General features: G+C 65.0%; 10 protein-coding genes and 1 pseudogene. 5 read left to right on the forward strand and 6 right to left on the reverse strand.

Going from position 1 to position 14,061, the window contains the following annotated elements; all coding sequences use genetic code 11:
- Nucleotides 1–135 precede the first annotated feature (135 nt).
- Nucleotides 136–699 carry a hypothetical protein gene (locus G7020_RS12660; protein WP_181084907.1) on the forward strand — a complete coding sequence of 188 codons (564 nt, stop codon included), beginning with the start codon at nucleotides 136–138 and terminating at the stop codon, nucleotides 697–699.
- A gap of 72 nt (nucleotides 700–771) precedes the next feature.
- Here the strand turns inward: G7020_RS12660 and rimI are convergent, their stop codons facing one another.
- From rimI to G7020_RS12685, 5 genes are all read right to left on the reverse strand, one after another.
- Entirely contained in the window at nucleotides 772–1,224 is a 453-nt protein-coding gene (rimI, locus tag G7020_RS12665; protein WP_181084908.1) for a ribosomal protein S18-alanine N-acetyltransferase, read from the reverse strand.
- The gene (locus tag G7020_RS12670; RefSeq protein WP_181084909.1) at nucleotides 1,221–2,015 is read right to left on the reverse strand and encodes an energy transducer TonB; all 795 of its coding nucleotides are present in this window, start codon (nucleotides 2,013–2,015) and stop codon (nucleotides 1,221–1,223) included. The genes rimI and G7020_RS12670 overlap by 4 nt, the downstream gene beginning before the upstream one ends.
- Nucleotides 2,012–3,556, reverse strand: a complete 1,545-nt coding sequence (locus G7020_RS12675) for a 2-isopropylmalate synthase (protein ID WP_181084911.1) — start codon at nucleotides 3,554–3,556, stop codon at nucleotides 2,012–2,014. Before G7020_RS12675 ends, G7020_RS12670 begins: the two co-directional genes overlap by 4 nt.
- Nucleotides 3,557–3,770: 214 nt before the next feature.
- Complete coding sequence (locus tag G7020_RS12680) at nucleotides 3,771–5,018, reverse strand: saccharopine dehydrogenase family protein (RefSeq protein WP_181084913.1); 1,248 nt, start codon at nucleotides 5,016–5,018, stop codon at nucleotides 3,771–3,773.
- A gap of 29 nt (nucleotides 5,019–5,047) precedes the next feature.
- Nucleotides 5,048–6,145: a carboxynorspermidine decarboxylase gene (locus G7020_RS12685; RefSeq protein ID WP_181084915.1), complete on the reverse strand. Its 1,098-nt coding sequence runs from the start codon at nucleotides 6,143–6,145 to the stop codon at nucleotides 5,048–5,050.
- Nucleotides 6,146–6,488: 343 nt separating this feature from the next.
- Between G7020_RS12685 and mksB the strand changes: the two genes are divergently transcribed.
- The 3 genes from mksB to mksF all read left to right on the forward strand — a co-directional run bounded on the left by mksB (nucleotide 6,489) and on the right by mksF (nucleotide 11,464).
- On the forward strand, nucleotides 6,489–7,730 hold the full coding sequence (gene mksB, locus G7020_RS12690) for an Mks condensin complex protein MksB (protein ID WP_181084917.1): 1,242 nt from the start codon (nucleotides 6,489–6,491) through the stop codon (nucleotides 7,728–7,730).
- Nucleotides 7,731–7,937: 207 nt separating this feature from the next.
- Complete coding sequence (gene mksE / locus G7020_RS12695) at nucleotides 7,938–8,633, forward strand: Mks condensin complex protein MksE (protein WP_181084919.1); 696 nt, start codon at nucleotides 7,938–7,940, stop codon at nucleotides 8,631–8,633.
- A complete protein-coding gene (gene mksF, locus G7020_RS12700; protein ID WP_181084921.1) occupies nucleotides 8,630–11,464 on the forward strand; it encodes an Mks condensin complex protein MksF in 2,835 nt (944 codons plus the stop codon). Before mksE ends, mksF begins: the two co-directional genes overlap by 4 nt.
- 134 nt (nucleotides 11,465–11,598) lie before the next feature.
- On the opposite strand, the gene xerD is transcribed toward mksF, so the two are convergent.
- Complete coding sequence (gene xerD / locus G7020_RS12705; protein WP_181084923.1) at nucleotides 11,599–12,495, reverse strand: site-specific tyrosine recombinase XerD; 897 nt, start codon at nucleotides 12,493–12,495, stop codon at nucleotides 11,599–11,601.
- A gap of 218 nt (nucleotides 12,496–12,713) precedes the next feature.
- Between xerD and G7020_RS12710 the strand changes: the two are divergent.
- Nucleotides 12,714–13,934, forward strand: a pseudogene (locus G7020_RS12710) (cation-translocating P-type ATPase); the annotation flags it as partial.
- Nucleotides 13,935–14,061 lie beyond the last annotated feature (127 nt).

The raw sequence follows: 14,061 nt of genomic DNA on the forward strand, positions 1-14,061 counted from the left end.
TTCCCTAGACTCCGGATCGACCAAGGTGGTTCGCTGGCCCGTACGACAAACCGAACCGGCCAGCGGCAAGGTGGAATCTTCGTCCGAGCCTTCAGTCACAACCAGCAAGACTGGCCATTCACGCAGGACATTGCCATGAACGATCGCAAGCCCTATACGCCCACGGAAATCGACGATACCGAAGACCGCATGGGCTCCATGGAGCAACTCGACTTCGACCAGCGCCGGGACGAGCGCAAGGGCCGCATCGGCGACGAAGTGCCACGCGAGGAGGTGGAAGACGAATTCCCGCCGGAGCGCGTCGCCGAAGCTGGGATGACTGCGGGCGAAGTGCCCGATAGCGGCGCCACCATGGATGACCTGACACCCGAAACGCAGATTCCCGACGATGGTGCCCGTTCATCCCGCGAGCGCGGCCACGGAGGCCCCGCCGATCAGGACTTGAGCGTGGTATCGGAACACCAGATCGGCGCCGACGTAGGTCTGGACGAAGCCGAGCAGGCGCGTCGCGACCCGCTCGATGGAAAGCCCTGGGACGGCCCCGCCGATGGCGACCCGGACACCGGCGTCAGCAGCGGCAACGCGGTGCTGCAAGATGACGACAGCCTGCTGGAAGAGGACCAGGACATCCTCTCCGACGACGAGCTGGAAGGCGACGCACCGCTGGACTCCGGACGGGACAAACCGGTCGGATCATGAAAAACCTGTAGGCCGTAGCCTGGATTAGCCGAAGGCGTAATCCGGGTTTCCGAAGGCGTACTCCGGACCGAATCAATCCAGCAAGGTACAGGCCATCACCAGCGCATCCTCGCGCCCTTCCGCTGCCGGGTAATAGTCCCGGCGCCGGCCCACTTCGTTGAAGCCGTAGCGCTCGTAGAGACGATAAGCCGAGCCGTTGCTGGCGCGAACTTCGAGAAAGCATTCGCGCCCACCGCGCTCGTAGGCCCGCGTCATCAGATGTTCCAGCAGACGCAGGCCCAACCCGTGTCCCTGGCTTTGCGGCTTGACGGTGATATTGAGCAGGTGCGCCTCGTCGATGATCACGTTGATCACGCCATGGCCGACCTGCTGCTCGCCCTCGAACATGACCCAGCATTCGTAGGCCGACAAGGCATCGGTGAAAATGCCGCGTGTCCAGGGATGGCTGAAGGCGGCGTATTCGATCTTCAATACGTTATCGATATCCCCCGCGGTCATCGGGCGGAAGCTGACGGCATCACTCATGAACCTATCTTCCAGCGTGGCATGCTGCGGCGCAGGGCCTTCCACAGTTCGGCCTTGGCAGCCGGCTGCTCCATCAGATGCTCCAGACCAGGCATGGCCAGCGCGTGGCCGAGGCCTTCGATGGCCACCTCGCGGTAGCAGGCATCTTCATCCACTTCGCCGGCATGGCGCAGCGCCGGCTGGCCGATCAGCCAGATGCAGTCACAACCCATCTCTTCCAGCTCGGCAGCCATCACGCCTTGCACATAATCGCGCGCGGCGTCGGCACCCTGATCGAGATTGCCGCCCTGCAGCAGCGGCCAGCGGATCGGCTCGCCGTCGCCGACCTGCTGCGGCTTGTCCGGCAGGCGCGCGGCGCGCAGCAGATCCTTGAGCAGGATGTAGGCCGGATCGCGGCTCTGGAAGGATTCGCCCGTGGGCAACTCGACCAGCAACAGCACGCTGCCGGCGCGCAGCAGCTGCAGGGCGAAGCGTGGCGGCGGCGCGATAGGCTTTTGCTGCTCCGCCGGTATCTCCGGGACCGCGACCGGCTCGGGCTTCTTCGGCTCCGGCATGGCGATACGGGGTCGCGGCACTTCGGATCGTGCGGCAGGAGCCACTACCGGAACCTGTGCCGGCGAGGCCTCTACGGTCTCGTCAGGGTCTGCCGGCTCGCAAACGTTTTCCGGCTCGGCTTGCGGCAGCAGCAATTCCAGCCGCGATGGTGCAGCGAAGGGCAGCTCGGTACGCGGCAGCCAGACGGCCACCTGCATGGCGTCGAGATAGGCTCGACGCCGGGTTTCGCTGATCAAACGCCTTCCACCTGTGGATGAGCTTTGGCGCCGACCTGCATCAGGTTCAGCGCGTTGAGATAGGCCTTGGCCGAAGCGACGACAATATCGGTGTCGGCGCCATTGCCGTTGACGATGCGCCCGCCCTTCTCCAGCCGCACGGTCACCTCGCCCTGGGAATCGGTGCCCTGGGTGATGGCATTGACCGAATACAGCTGCAGGGTGGCGCCCGAATCGGCGATGGTCTCGATGGCCTTGAAGGTGGCGTCCACCGGCCCGGAGCCCTGGGCGGTCGCGCTACGTTCGGCGCCATCGATGCTCAGCACCAGCTGCGCCTGCGGCACCACGCCGGTCTTGCTTGCCACTTCCAGGCTGGCCAGCTTGTAATGCTCCGGTGCCTCGTCGGCCAGGGTGTCGGAGACCAGCGCCTGCAGGTCTTCGTCGAAGATTTCGTGCTTCTTGTCGGCCAGTTCCTTGAAGCGGCCGAAGGCGGCGTTCAGCTCGTCGCCTTCCAGCACGATGCCCAGCTCCTCCAGGCGCGAGCGGAACGCGGCGCGACCGGAATGCTTGCCCATGACCATCTTGTTGGCGTTCCAGCCGACCGACTGCGCGGACATGATCTCGTAGGTCTCGCGGTGCTTGAGCACGCCGTCCTGGTGGATGCCCGACTCGTGGGCGAAGGCGTTGGCACCGACGATGGCCTTGTTCGGCTGAACCGGGAAGCCGGTGATACCGGAGACCAGACGCGAGGCGGCGAGGATGTTTTCCGTTTCGATGCGAGTGTGCACGCCGAGCAGGTCCTGGCGGGTCTTGATCGCCATGACGATCTCTTCCAGCGCGGCGTTGCCGGCCCGCTCGCCGAGGCCGTTGATGGTGCATTCCACCTGCCGCGCACCGGCGACCACCGCCGCCAGCGAATTGGCCACCGCCAGGCCCAGGTCGTTGTGGCAGTGCACCGAGAACACCGCCTTGTCGGCGTTGGGGATGCGTTCGAGCAACTGGCGGATGGTATCGGCGTACTGGTGCGGAATCGCGTAGCCGACGGTATCGGGAATATTGATGGTACGCGCCCCGGCGTCGATGGCCGCCTCGATGATGCGGCAAAGGAAATCGATCTCCGAACGACCGGCATCCTCACAGGAGAACTCGACGTCGGCGCACAGGCTGCGTGCCTTCTTCACCGCGCGCACGGCCTGCTCGACCACCTGCTCCGGCTGCATGCGCAGCTTGTACTGCATATGGATCGGGCTGGTGGCGATGAAGGTGTGGATACGCCCGGAATTGGCTCCGGCCAGCGCCTCGGCGGCGCGCTCGATGTCGGCGTCCACCGCGCGCGCCAGGCTGCACACGGTACTGTCCTTGATGTTGTCGGCCACCAGCTTCACCGCGGCGAAGTCGCCGGGGCTGGCGATAGCGAAGCCCGCCTCGATCACGTCCACCTTCAGCCGCTCCAGGGCGCGGGCGATACGCAGCTTCTCCTCGCCGGTCATGGACGCGCCGGGGCTCTGCTCGCCGTCGCGCAGGGTGGTGTCGAAGATGATGACGCGATCGTTGCTGCTCATAGGGGGAGTCCTCACGGCTACCGCAGATAGGTGCCCTTCGTGGGGGCGGCGCTTATGTGGGCGATTGTCGCGTGAAACGCGGCGGGCGGGAAGGAGCAGTGGAGGCTGGAGGCTGGAGGCTGGAGGCTGGAGGCTGGAGGCTGGAGGCTGGAGGCTGGAGGCTGGACAGAGCGTACCCCCACCTTTTCGTCCAGCCTCTAGCCTTCCAGCGCTTTTAATCGGCTTTTTCGTCCCAGGCCCGGTCGCCGTGCTCATCCTTGATCCGGGTGGGCAGGCCCATCACATCGAGCAGCGCGAGGAAGGGCTCAGCCGGCAACTGCTCGACGTTGACCATGCGCTGCGCATCCCACTCGCCACGCGCCACCAGCAGCGCGGCGGCGACCGGCGGTACGCCGGCGGTGTAGGAAATACCCTGGCTGTCGGTCTCGGCGTAGGCTTCTTCGTGGTCGGCCACGTTGTAGATGAACAGCTCGGTCTGCTTACCGTCTTTCGTGCCTTTTACCAGGTCGCCGATGCAGGTCTTGCCGGTGTAGCCCGGCGCCAGCGAGGCGGGGTCGGGCAGCACGGCCTTGACCACCTTGAGCGGCACCACTTCCAGGCCTTCGGCGGTCTTGACCGGCTGCTCGGAAAGCAGGCCGAGGTTCTTCAGCACGGTGAAAACGTTGATGTAGTGCTCGCCGAAGCTCATCCAGAAGCGGATGTTCGGCACGTCGAGGTGCTTGGACAGCGAGTGCACCTCGTCATGACCGGTCAGGTAAAGGCTCTGCTCGCCGACCACGGGCAGGTCGTCGGTGCGTTTGACCTCGAACATCCTGTTGGTCGTCCACTGGGCGTTCTGCCAGCTGTAGACCTGACCGGTAAATTCGCGGAAGTTGATTTCCGGGTCGAAGTTGGTGGCGAAGTACTTGCCGTGGGAACCGGCATTGACGTCGAGGATGTCGATCGACTCGATCTTGTCGAAGTACTTCTGTTGCGCCAGCGCAGCGTAGGCGTTGACCACACCCGGATCGAAGCCGACGCCGAGGATGGCGGTCACGCCCTTCTCCTCGCACTCGGCCAGGTGTTTCCATTCGTAGTTGCCATACCAAGGCGGGGTTTCGCAGATCTTGCCCGGCTCTTCGTGAATGGCGGTATCCAGATACGCGGCGCCGGTATCCATGCAGGCGCGCAGCACCGACATGTTGAGGAAGGCGGAGCCGACGTTGATGACGATCTGCGATTCGGTCTCGCGGATCAGCGCCTTTGTCGCTTCCACGTCCAGGGCATCGAGGGCGTAGGCCCTGATTTCGGCGGGCTGTTTGAGGCTGCCCCTGGCCTGTACGCTATCAATGATGGCCTGGCATTTGGAGATGTTGCGCGACGCGATAGCAATACGACCAAGTTCGTCGTTGTGCTGCGCGCACTTATGGGCCACCACCTTGGCGACACCTCCTGCACCAATGATAAGAACGTTCTTCTTCAATTTTTTTAACTCTCCTTGCTACCGCCGCCTCAAGAAAGGCTGGACAGGTAATCATCAAAGGTAAATTCACGAACCACCTCGACACTGCCGTCGAGCTGCTTCACCACGATGGACGGCATTTTCAGGCCGTTGAACCAGTTTTTCTTGACCATGGTGTAACCCGCCGCGTCGATGAACGACAGGCGATCGCCGATGGCCAGCGGACGATCGAATTGGTACTCGCCGAAGATGTCGCCGGCCAGACAGGATTTGCCGCACACCATCCAGGTGTGCTCGCCGTCGTTGGGCGCCATCTTGGCGTTGAGGCGGTAGATCAGCAGATCGAGCATGTGCGCTTCGATGGAGCTGTCGACCACCGCCAGGTTCTTGCCGTTGTAGAGGGTGTCGAGCACCGTCACTTCCAGCGAGGCGCTCAGGGTGATCGCCGCCTCGCCGGGCTCCAGGTAGACCTGCACGCCGTACTTCTCGGAGAAAGCCTTGAGCCGCGCGCAGAAGGCATCGATCGGGTAGCCCGGGCCTGTGAAGTGGATGCCGCCACCCAGGCTGACCCACTCGACCTGCTGCAGCAGGTGGCCGAAGCGCTCCTCGATGCGGGTCAGCATCCCGTCGAACAGCTCGAAGCTGCCGTTCTCGCAGTTGTTGTGGAACATAAAGCCGGAAATCTTGCCGATCACCTGTTCGATCTTTTCCGGGTCCCACTCGCCCAGGCGGCTGAACGGGCGCGCCGGATCGGCCAGCAGGTAGTCGGAGCTGCTCACCTGCGGATTGACGCGCAGACCACGGATGGTGCCCTCGGTCTGGGCCGCATAGCGGTCCAGCTGGCCGATGGAGTTGAAGATGATCTTGTCGCAGTTGGCGACCATCTCTTCGATTTCGTCGTCGGCCCAGGCCACGCTGTAGGCGTGGGCTTCGCCGGCGAACTTCTGCCGGCCCAGCTTCAGCTCATAAAGGGATGACGAGGTGGTGCCGTCCATGTACTGCTGCATCAGGTCGAACACCGACCAGGTGGCGAAGCACTTGAGCGCCAGCAGCGCCTTGGCACCGGAGTGTTCGCGCACATAGGCGATCTTTTCCAGGTTGCCCAGCAGCTTCTGCTTGTCGATGAGGTAGTACGGCGTCTTGATCATTTATAGGTGCCCATGCGAGTCGCCCGACAGGAAGCCGGCGGCTCCCCATTTGCAAAAGGGCGGATTCTGCCGGCAATCGCCACATATCGAAAGGCCATCGACACATTTCGTCCGACAGAATGCGTCGCCGCGGGTCTGTAGGGCCGAATTCATTCGGCCACCGCTTCCGCAAAAGCCGAACAAGTTCGGCCCTACGAGCCCAGGCAGCTAACCCGGTCTTGATGACAATTCGGTTACCGCGCCCCATGGACGAACGAACGACAACCGCTCATCCGATCGCAAATACCGGCGCGCCGATGCAGTACAATCCGCCCTTTTTTCACTGGCTGGAACCAGCGCCTCGATGATCGAACCCAAGCGCGTACTGCGTGCCCTCGCCGAACACTGGACCCTGCTCGAACCGCTGTGCGAACGCTTCGATGCCGGCACCCTGAGCCTGGTCGAACTGCGCCACCAGCTCGCGGCGCAACTGCCCGAAGGCACGCCCACCGATATCACCGCCCTGCTCGACCAGTGGATTCGCCTGGACATCCTGGTGCCGGTGGCCAAGAGCCCCAACCGCTTCGAGCTGAACGCGCAGATCCACGACTTCCTCGCCTACCTGCGTCGCGAGCACCGCCTCGGCCTGTGCCTGGAAATCGAAGCCTACCTGCGCCATCTGGAACGCCTGGCCGGACACATCCTCGACGCCTTCGAAATCCGCGACGGCAACGACCTGGCCCGCCAGCTGCGCCTGCTCGACATGCGCGTGCGCGACGTGCTGAAGAAACTCGACAACGACGAACAGGCGCTGGTGGCCGTGGCCGACCGGGCCAAGACCAGCGACCGGCAGATTCCGCTGCGCCAGCGCTACGCCGAGGTGCTCGCCACCTGGGACGAATACGTCGAGCCGATGATCCAGCTGGTCTCCGCCGACGGCGCCTTCGAGCAGGGCGTGCACCGCGTCGAACAGGTGCTGATGAAGCTGCTCGGCGAGCAGCAGCGCCTCGGCCAGCTGGTGGACGACGACCTGCTGCTGCGCACCCACGCGCGCATCCTGGAGATGCAGACCACCGCCCAGCTGACCCTGCGCAAGGCCCGCGAGCTGCTGCTGCCGCTGCGCGAAGAGGCGCGCCGGCACAACGCGGTGACCCGCGGCGCCGCTCTGGCGCTGTCGGCGATCCGCAAGAAAGGCCTGGACGCCGTGCCGCAGGCCTCGCTGCCGCTGTTCACCCGTCCGCAGAGCACCTTCCTCGGCACCGCCAGCCAAGTCGAAGCCTATGTCTATGCGCTGGCGCGCTTCGAGCCGAAGCCGGCGCAGTTCCCCCGCGCCGGCAGCAAGCGCAAGGGCGACCAGCCGCGCGCGCCACGCACCGCCCGCGAGATGATCGAGCGCTGCCAGCAGGCGCTGCCGCTGCCGGACCTGATGGCCTGGCTGCTGGAACAGGAACCCGAGGGCGCCACCGACGAACTGCTGTACTGGTTCTCGCGCCTCTCGCGCGACGCCCGCTTCCAGCGCGACCGCCTGGAACGCCGCGAGTACCTGACCCGTGAACACCGCGTCAGCCTCAGCTCCTTCGCGCTGGTGGCCAATGCGAATGGTTGAGCCAAGCGTATGGCCTACGGGGGCCGGTGGAAAATGCTTCGCAGTTTTCCACGGGGCGGCCTACCGCACTACGGCCACCCCCACCTTGGCGGCCAAGCCTGACGTAGGGTGGACAACGCGAAGCTTGTCCACCATTCGCCCATCCAAACACCACGATGGAAAAGGCTTCGCCGTTTTCCACCCTACGATTGCCTGTGAGCCACGTTCATGAACATCGACCTCAAGGAAATGACCCAGCTGGCGCCGATCTTCCGCGAGCTGTTCAAGGGCTACCACCTGTCGCGCAGCGAGCCTGAGCCCTACGCCCAACTGTCCAACCTGCAGGATCAGTACCGCGCGCTGTTCAAGGCGCTCGGTTTCGAGCTGGTCTGCGACCCGCGCGGCTTCTACTACTTCGTCCCCGAGCAGATGGGCGCGCAGGTCAACAAGACCGCCCAACGCCTGGCGCTGTTCACCTTTATCCTCGTTGAGCATTTAGCGGATCAGGGCCGCGACCCGCTCGCCGTGCTCGACGGCGGCAGCCTCGGCCGCGACGAGTTGCCGGCACTGCTGGACAAGTACCGCGACCTGTTCCTGCAGGCCGAAGTCACCACACAGGACGAGCTGGAAGAGAAGGTCATCCGCCGCCTGACCCAGCTGGGCTTCGCCGAGGACAGCAACGGCGTCTACCGCTTCCTGCCGCCGATGCACCGCTTCCTCGACGTCTGCCTGTCGGTGCAGCAGGACCGCGATCTCGCCGCCAGCCTGCACAGCAGCGACCTGCCACTGCCGGAACTGATTGCCGAGGACGACAGCGAGGACGAGATCATCCTTATCGAGGAGCCGAGCGAGGCCCTTGTCGAGGAATCCGAAGAGGACGCCCTGGCCCGCGCCATCGCCGCAGAAAAGGAGCTTGAAGCATGAGCCAGGAACGCTACGGCATCCGCCGCTTCGCCCTGCTGAACACCGCCGGCTACAGCCTCGGCATCTTCCCACTGGAAAACCCGCTGTCGGTCTACGGCGCCAACAACCTGGGCAAGTCCGCCTCGATCAACGCGCTGCAGTTCCCGATCCTGGCGCGCATGTCGGACATGAGCTTCGGCAAGTACAGCCTCGAGCAGTCACGCAAGTTCTACTTCGCCTCGGACACCAGCTACATCCTGGTCGAGGTGATGCTGCCCCATGGCACGCACGTGATCGGCGTGGCCGGACGCGGACCCGGCGGCGGCTTCGGCCACCAGTTCTTCGTCTACCAGGGCTCGCTGGACCTGGACCACTACCAGCAGAACGGCACCTGCCTGCGCCAGCGCGAGCTGTTCGCCAACCTCGAACGCGCCGGCATCAAGGCCTACGAGGCTAAGCCGGACGAACTGCGCCGGCTGCTGGTGGGCGGGCATACCTCGATCCCGCTGGACATGACCCTGATCCCGCTGCGCTCGACCAGCGAGCAGAGCCTGAAGACTTTCCGCGCGCTGTTTATCAACCTGCTGCATATGCGCGAAATCACTGCCGCAAAATTGAAGCAGCTGTTCCTCGACGCCTTCGAGCACAGCCTGCGCTCGGGCAGCGTCGACTACATCGCCGCGACCGAGGAAGCCTTCCGCGACGTGCGCCGCATGGAGCAGGACTACCAAGCGCTGGTGGCCGCCGGCCCGCTGGTCGAGGCGCTGGCCGCCGGCGTCGCGCAGCGCGAGCTGCTGCGCGGCAAGCTGCATCGACTCTCGCCGCTGCTCGACAACCTGCTCGGCACCTGGCACGACTATGCCGATGCGCGCAAGGAAGAGCTGGTGATCCAGGCCGAGCACTACCGTCGCGAGCAGGACGGCCTACAGAACGAACAGCGCGGCAGCACCGGCGAGCTGATGCGTCTGGAGCGCGAAATCAGCGAGGCCCAGCGCTGGCTCGGCGAACTGGCGGTGCTGAAGAACCGCTTCGCCCTGGTCGAGGACGCCCATGTACTGGAGCAGCAGCTGCTCGCCGCCAAGGACGCCCACGACGAACTGGCCGGCGCGCTGGCGCAGTCCCGGCAGTTCTCCAGCGAGGACCTGGACGAGCGCCTGCGCGACCTGGAAAAGCGCCTGAAATCGGTGAAGCAGCAGCTCGACCATGCCGACAACAACAGCTATTCGCGGCTGCGCGAGGAGTTCTCCCAGGCCGATGTCGATCGCCTGATGCGCCTGTTCAACGGCCAGCTGTTCAGCCTTCCGCTAGGCGACAAAGGCATCAGCGCCGAGGGCGATGACTGGATCAAAGCCGTGGAAGCCGTGCTGGATCGCTTCAAGGGCGACACCTTTTCCGTGCCGGGCCTGTCCATCGACCTCTCGCAGATCGAGCCGCCGGCCCTGCAGGCGCTGGCCGATCGCGCCGCCCTGCGCGACCAGAAGGATCGCCTGGAACGCGAACTCAAGCAGCTCAGGACCCAGCACGCGGTAGCCGTCGACCGTAACGCCAGCAAGGCCCAGGCCGAGGCGCTGTACCAGGCCGTGCTGGATGCGCAGAAGGCGCTGGAGGATTTCCGCCGCAGCCAGACCCTGGCCGCCGAGGAGCCCGCCAAGCTGGAGCAACTGGCCCAGGCCGAAGCCGCCCAGGACGAACTCAAGCGCACCAGCGATGCCTTCGCCGAACGCGTGCAGCAGTTTTCCGCCAAGTTGCAGCTGGTCGGTCGTCAGCTGGCCGATCTGGAAGCCAAGGAACGCACCCTGGAAGACGCCCTGCGCCGGCGCCAGCTGCTGCCAGCCAATCTGCCGTTCGGCACGCCGTTCATGGACCCGGTGGACGATTCCCTGGACAACCTGCTGCCGCTGCTCAACGACTACCAGGACAGCTGGCAGGCGCTGCAGCGCGTCGACGGCCAGATCGAGGCGCTCTACGCCCAGGTGCGCCTGAAGGGCGTGGCCAAGTTCGACAGCGAGGAAGATCCCGAGCGCCGCCTGCAACTCCTGGTCAACGCCTACGCCCACCGCCAGGACGAGGCGCTGACCCTGGCCAAGGCGCGCCGCGCGGCGGTCACCGACATCGCCCGCACGCTGCGCAATATCCGCAGCGACTACGAGAGCCTGGAACACCAGCTGGCGCTGTTCAACCGCGAGATCAACAAGCGCCAGGTGTCGAACCTGGAGAGCTTCCGCATCGTGCTGGCGCCGAACAAGGATGCGCTCAGGCACATCGACCAGATCATCCACAGCGCCGGCCAGTACGAGGAAGGCGAGACGCTGTCGGTGTTCGACCTGTCCCAGTCCGCCGAGCAGGATGCGAAGAACGAGGAAGCCAAGGAATACCTGGCGCGCCTGGTGGCGGCGAACAACAACCAGCTGGGGCTGAAGGACCTGTTCGAGCTGGCGTTCGAGATCACTAAGGTCGGCGGCCAGCCGGTGATCCATACCGACATCGATGGCGCCGCATCCAACGGCACCACCATGACCATCAAGGCGCTGACCAACATGTACCTGCTGCTGCACCTGATGGACCGCGAGCAGGCCGGGCGCATCCGCCTGCCCTACTACCTCGACGAGGCCGCGGACATCGACGAGCGCAATCAGCAGGCGCTGATCGAGACCAGCCTGCAGCTGGGTTTCGTACCGATCCTCGCCTCGGTGAAACCGCAAGTCTCGGCGCACGTCGCCATCGACCTGGAAGGCGGCAGCGGACCAGCGGGCATCTATATCGACGAAGCGGACTGGAAGTTCATCCAGCGTCGGGAAAGCTCAGTCTCGACAAACCAGAAATCGACGGCCACAGCCGAGCCCGCCTTGTAGGTCGGGTCACGCTTCACCGACCCGACGAGCGGAGCCAAGGTTACATCGCGAGCCTTGGATTGCGCCTGCGGGGCGTCGGATTACGCCTGCGGCTAATCCGACCTACAGTCCGTTCCCACCGCGCCCCTGCGCCATCACCCACGCGGGTGATGCTGCGCATGCAGCTCCTGCAGACGCGCACGGGCGATATGCGTGTAGATCTGCGTGGTGGACAGGTCGGTATGGCCGAGCAGCAGCTGCACGGTGCGCAGGTCCGCGCCGTGGTTGAGCAGGTGCGTGGCGAAGGCATGGCGCAGCGTATGCGGCGAAATCGATGCGGCGATCCCCGCCGTCCTGGCGTGCAGCTTGATCCGATGCCAGAAGGTCTGGCGCGTCATCTGCTCGCCGCGCAGGCTGGGAAACACCACGTCGCTGGCCTTGTCGCCCAGCAGCAATCCGCGCCCCTGGCGCAGGTAGCGCTCCAGCCAGTGCATGGCCTCGTCGCCCAGCGGCACCAGACGCTCCTTGTTGCCCTTGCCGAAGGTGCGCAGCACGCCCTGGCGCGGGTTGATCTGTTCGAGCCTGAGGCTGACCAGCTCGGTCACGCGCAGCCCGCTGGCATAGAGCACTTCCAGCATGGCGCGGTCGCGCAGGCCCAGCGGATCGCCGGTATCCGGCGCGGCCAGCAGCGCCTCGACATCCGCCTCGGACAAGGCCTTGGGCAATGGGCGGCCAAGATGGGGCATCTCGATGCGCAGGGTCGGATCGACCGCAATCGTCCCCTCACGCAACAGAAAACGATAGAACCCACGCAGCCCCGACAGCAGCCGCGCGGTCGAGCGCGCCTTGTAGTCGTTGGCCAGGCGCCAGGCGAGATGATCGAGGATCGCCTCGCGGCCCGCCTCGACCAGCCGCACACCGCGCTCGTCGAGCCAGCCATTGAACAGCGTCAGGTCACTGCGATAGGCATCGCGGGTATTGTCCGACAGCCCCTTTTCCAGCCAGAGGGCATCGAGGAAGCGGTCGATCACGGGGTCATCGAGGGCAGGCATGGGCAAGCATCAGCGCAATGGGGCCGCCTAGTCTTCCACAGGCATCATCCCAGGCAAGGTATTTTTGTTACAAACCCAAAGGCCACTGTCATCAGCAAACCAGCCCTTTCCTGTTTGATGTCAAACCTTCCCGGCGCCACTTGGCTAGGCTGATACAGCCAGCATTCGACACAGCTGCCTGACTGCGACCCGCTTACCGCGACCAGAGAGTACCCACGATGACCGACCGCTCAGACGCCAACAGCAGCGCACGGAACCAGCCGGACTGGCACACGCTGGAGGCGGCTGAAGTCGAGCGGCGGTTGCAATCCGCAGCGGCAGGCCTGAGCGAAGCGGAGGCCACCGCACGGCTCGACGTGTACGGCGAAAATCGTCTGGCGCCGCCGAAGACGCGCGGGCCGCTGATGCGTCTGCTGGCACAGTTCCACAATATCCTGCTCTACGTGATGCTTGGCAGCGCACTGGTCACCGCCGCGCTCGGTCACTGGGTCGATACCGGCGTACTGCTGGGCGCCGTGGTGATCAACGCGATCATCGGCTTTATCCAGGAAGGCAAGGCCGAAGCCGCACTCGACGCCATTCGCGCCATGCTCTCCACCCACGCCACGGTGATCCGCGCCGGTACGCGGCGACAGATCGACGCCACCGAGTTGGTGCCCGGCGACCGCGTATTGCTGGCCTCCGGTGATCGCGTCCCGGCCGATCTGCGCCTGGTTGCGGTGAAGGAATTGCGGGTGGACGAGGCCGCCCTGACCGGCGAATCGCTGCCGGTGGAAAAAGGCACCGCGCCGGTGGCCGACAGTGCAGCCCTGGGTGATCGCTACGGCATGGCCTATTCCGGCACGCTGGTGGTGTTCGGTCAGGCCAGCGGTATCGTCGTCGCCACCGGCGCCGCCACCGAGCTGGGCAAGATTAACCAGATGCTCAGCGGCATCCGCCAGCTCGCCACGCCGCTGCTGCGCCAGGTGGATCGCTTCGGTCGTATCCTGGCGTTGACCATCCTCGCCCTGTGCGCCGCCACCTTCGTGCTCGGCACGCTCTGGCGCGGCCATCCGGCGGCGGAGATGTTCATGATGGCGGTAGCCCTGGCCGCCTCGGCGATCCCCGAGGGCCTGCCGGCGATCATGACCGTCACCCTCGCCCTCGGCGTGCAGCGCATGGCCCAGCGCAACGCCATCATCCGCCGCCTGCCGGCGGTGGAAACCCTGGGTTCGGTCACGGTGATCTGCTCGGACAAGACCGGCACCCTGACCCGTAACGAGATGACCGTGCAGCAGGTAGTCTGCGCCGAACGGCGTTTCGAGGTCAGCGGCGTCGGCTACGCGCCCCAGGGTGATTGCAGCCTCGATGGCCAGCCGGTCGATCCCGAACAATATCCGCCGCTGGCGCTGGCGATCCGCAGCGGCGTGCTCTGCAACGATGCCCGCCTGCACGAGCAAGGTAACCGCTCCATAAACCCCACCTTCAACTGACCTGTCCGTTCCCGGATGCTGGGCTCCCTGTTTTCCCCAGTGGAGCCCCGTCATGATGCGTCCCGACGCCAAGGTGCAGAAGGTCTACCTTTAC

Source organism: Stutzerimonas stutzeri, from assembly GCF_013522825.1.
Classification (GTDB): domain Bacteria; phylum Pseudomonadota; class Gammaproteobacteria; order Pseudomonadales; family Pseudomonadaceae; genus Stutzerimonas; species Stutzerimonas stutzeri_AK.

Coding starts and splice junctions, on each gene's coding strand:
- G7020_RS12660 (WP_181084907.1), top strand. CDS start 136: ATGAACGATCGCAAGCCCTATACGCCCACGGAAATCGACGATACCGAA.
- rimI (WP_181084908.1), bottom strand. CDS start 1,224: ATGAGTGATGCCGTCAGCTTCCGCCCGATGACCGCGGGGGATATCGAT.
- G7020_RS12675 (WP_181084911.1), bottom strand. CDS start 3,556: ATGAGCAGCAACGATCGCGTCATCATCTTCGACACCACCCTGCGCGAC.
- G7020_RS12685 (WP_181084915.1), bottom strand. CDS start 6,145: ATGATCAAGACGCCGTACTACCTCATCGACAAGCAGAAGCTGCTGGGC.
- mksB (WP_181084917.1), top strand. CDS start 6,489: ATGATCGAACCCAAGCGCGTACTGCGTGCCCTCGCCGAACACTGGACC.
- mksE (WP_181084919.1), top strand. CDS start 7,938: ATGAACATCGACCTCAAGGAAATGACCCAGCTGGCGCCGATCTTCCGC.
- mksF (WP_181084921.1), top strand. CDS start 8,630: ATGAGCCAGGAACGCTACGGCATCCGCCGCTTCGCCCTGCTGAACACC.
- xerD (WP_181084923.1), bottom strand. CDS start 12,495: ATGCCTGCCCTCGATGACCCCGTGATCGACCGCTTCCTCGATGCCCTC.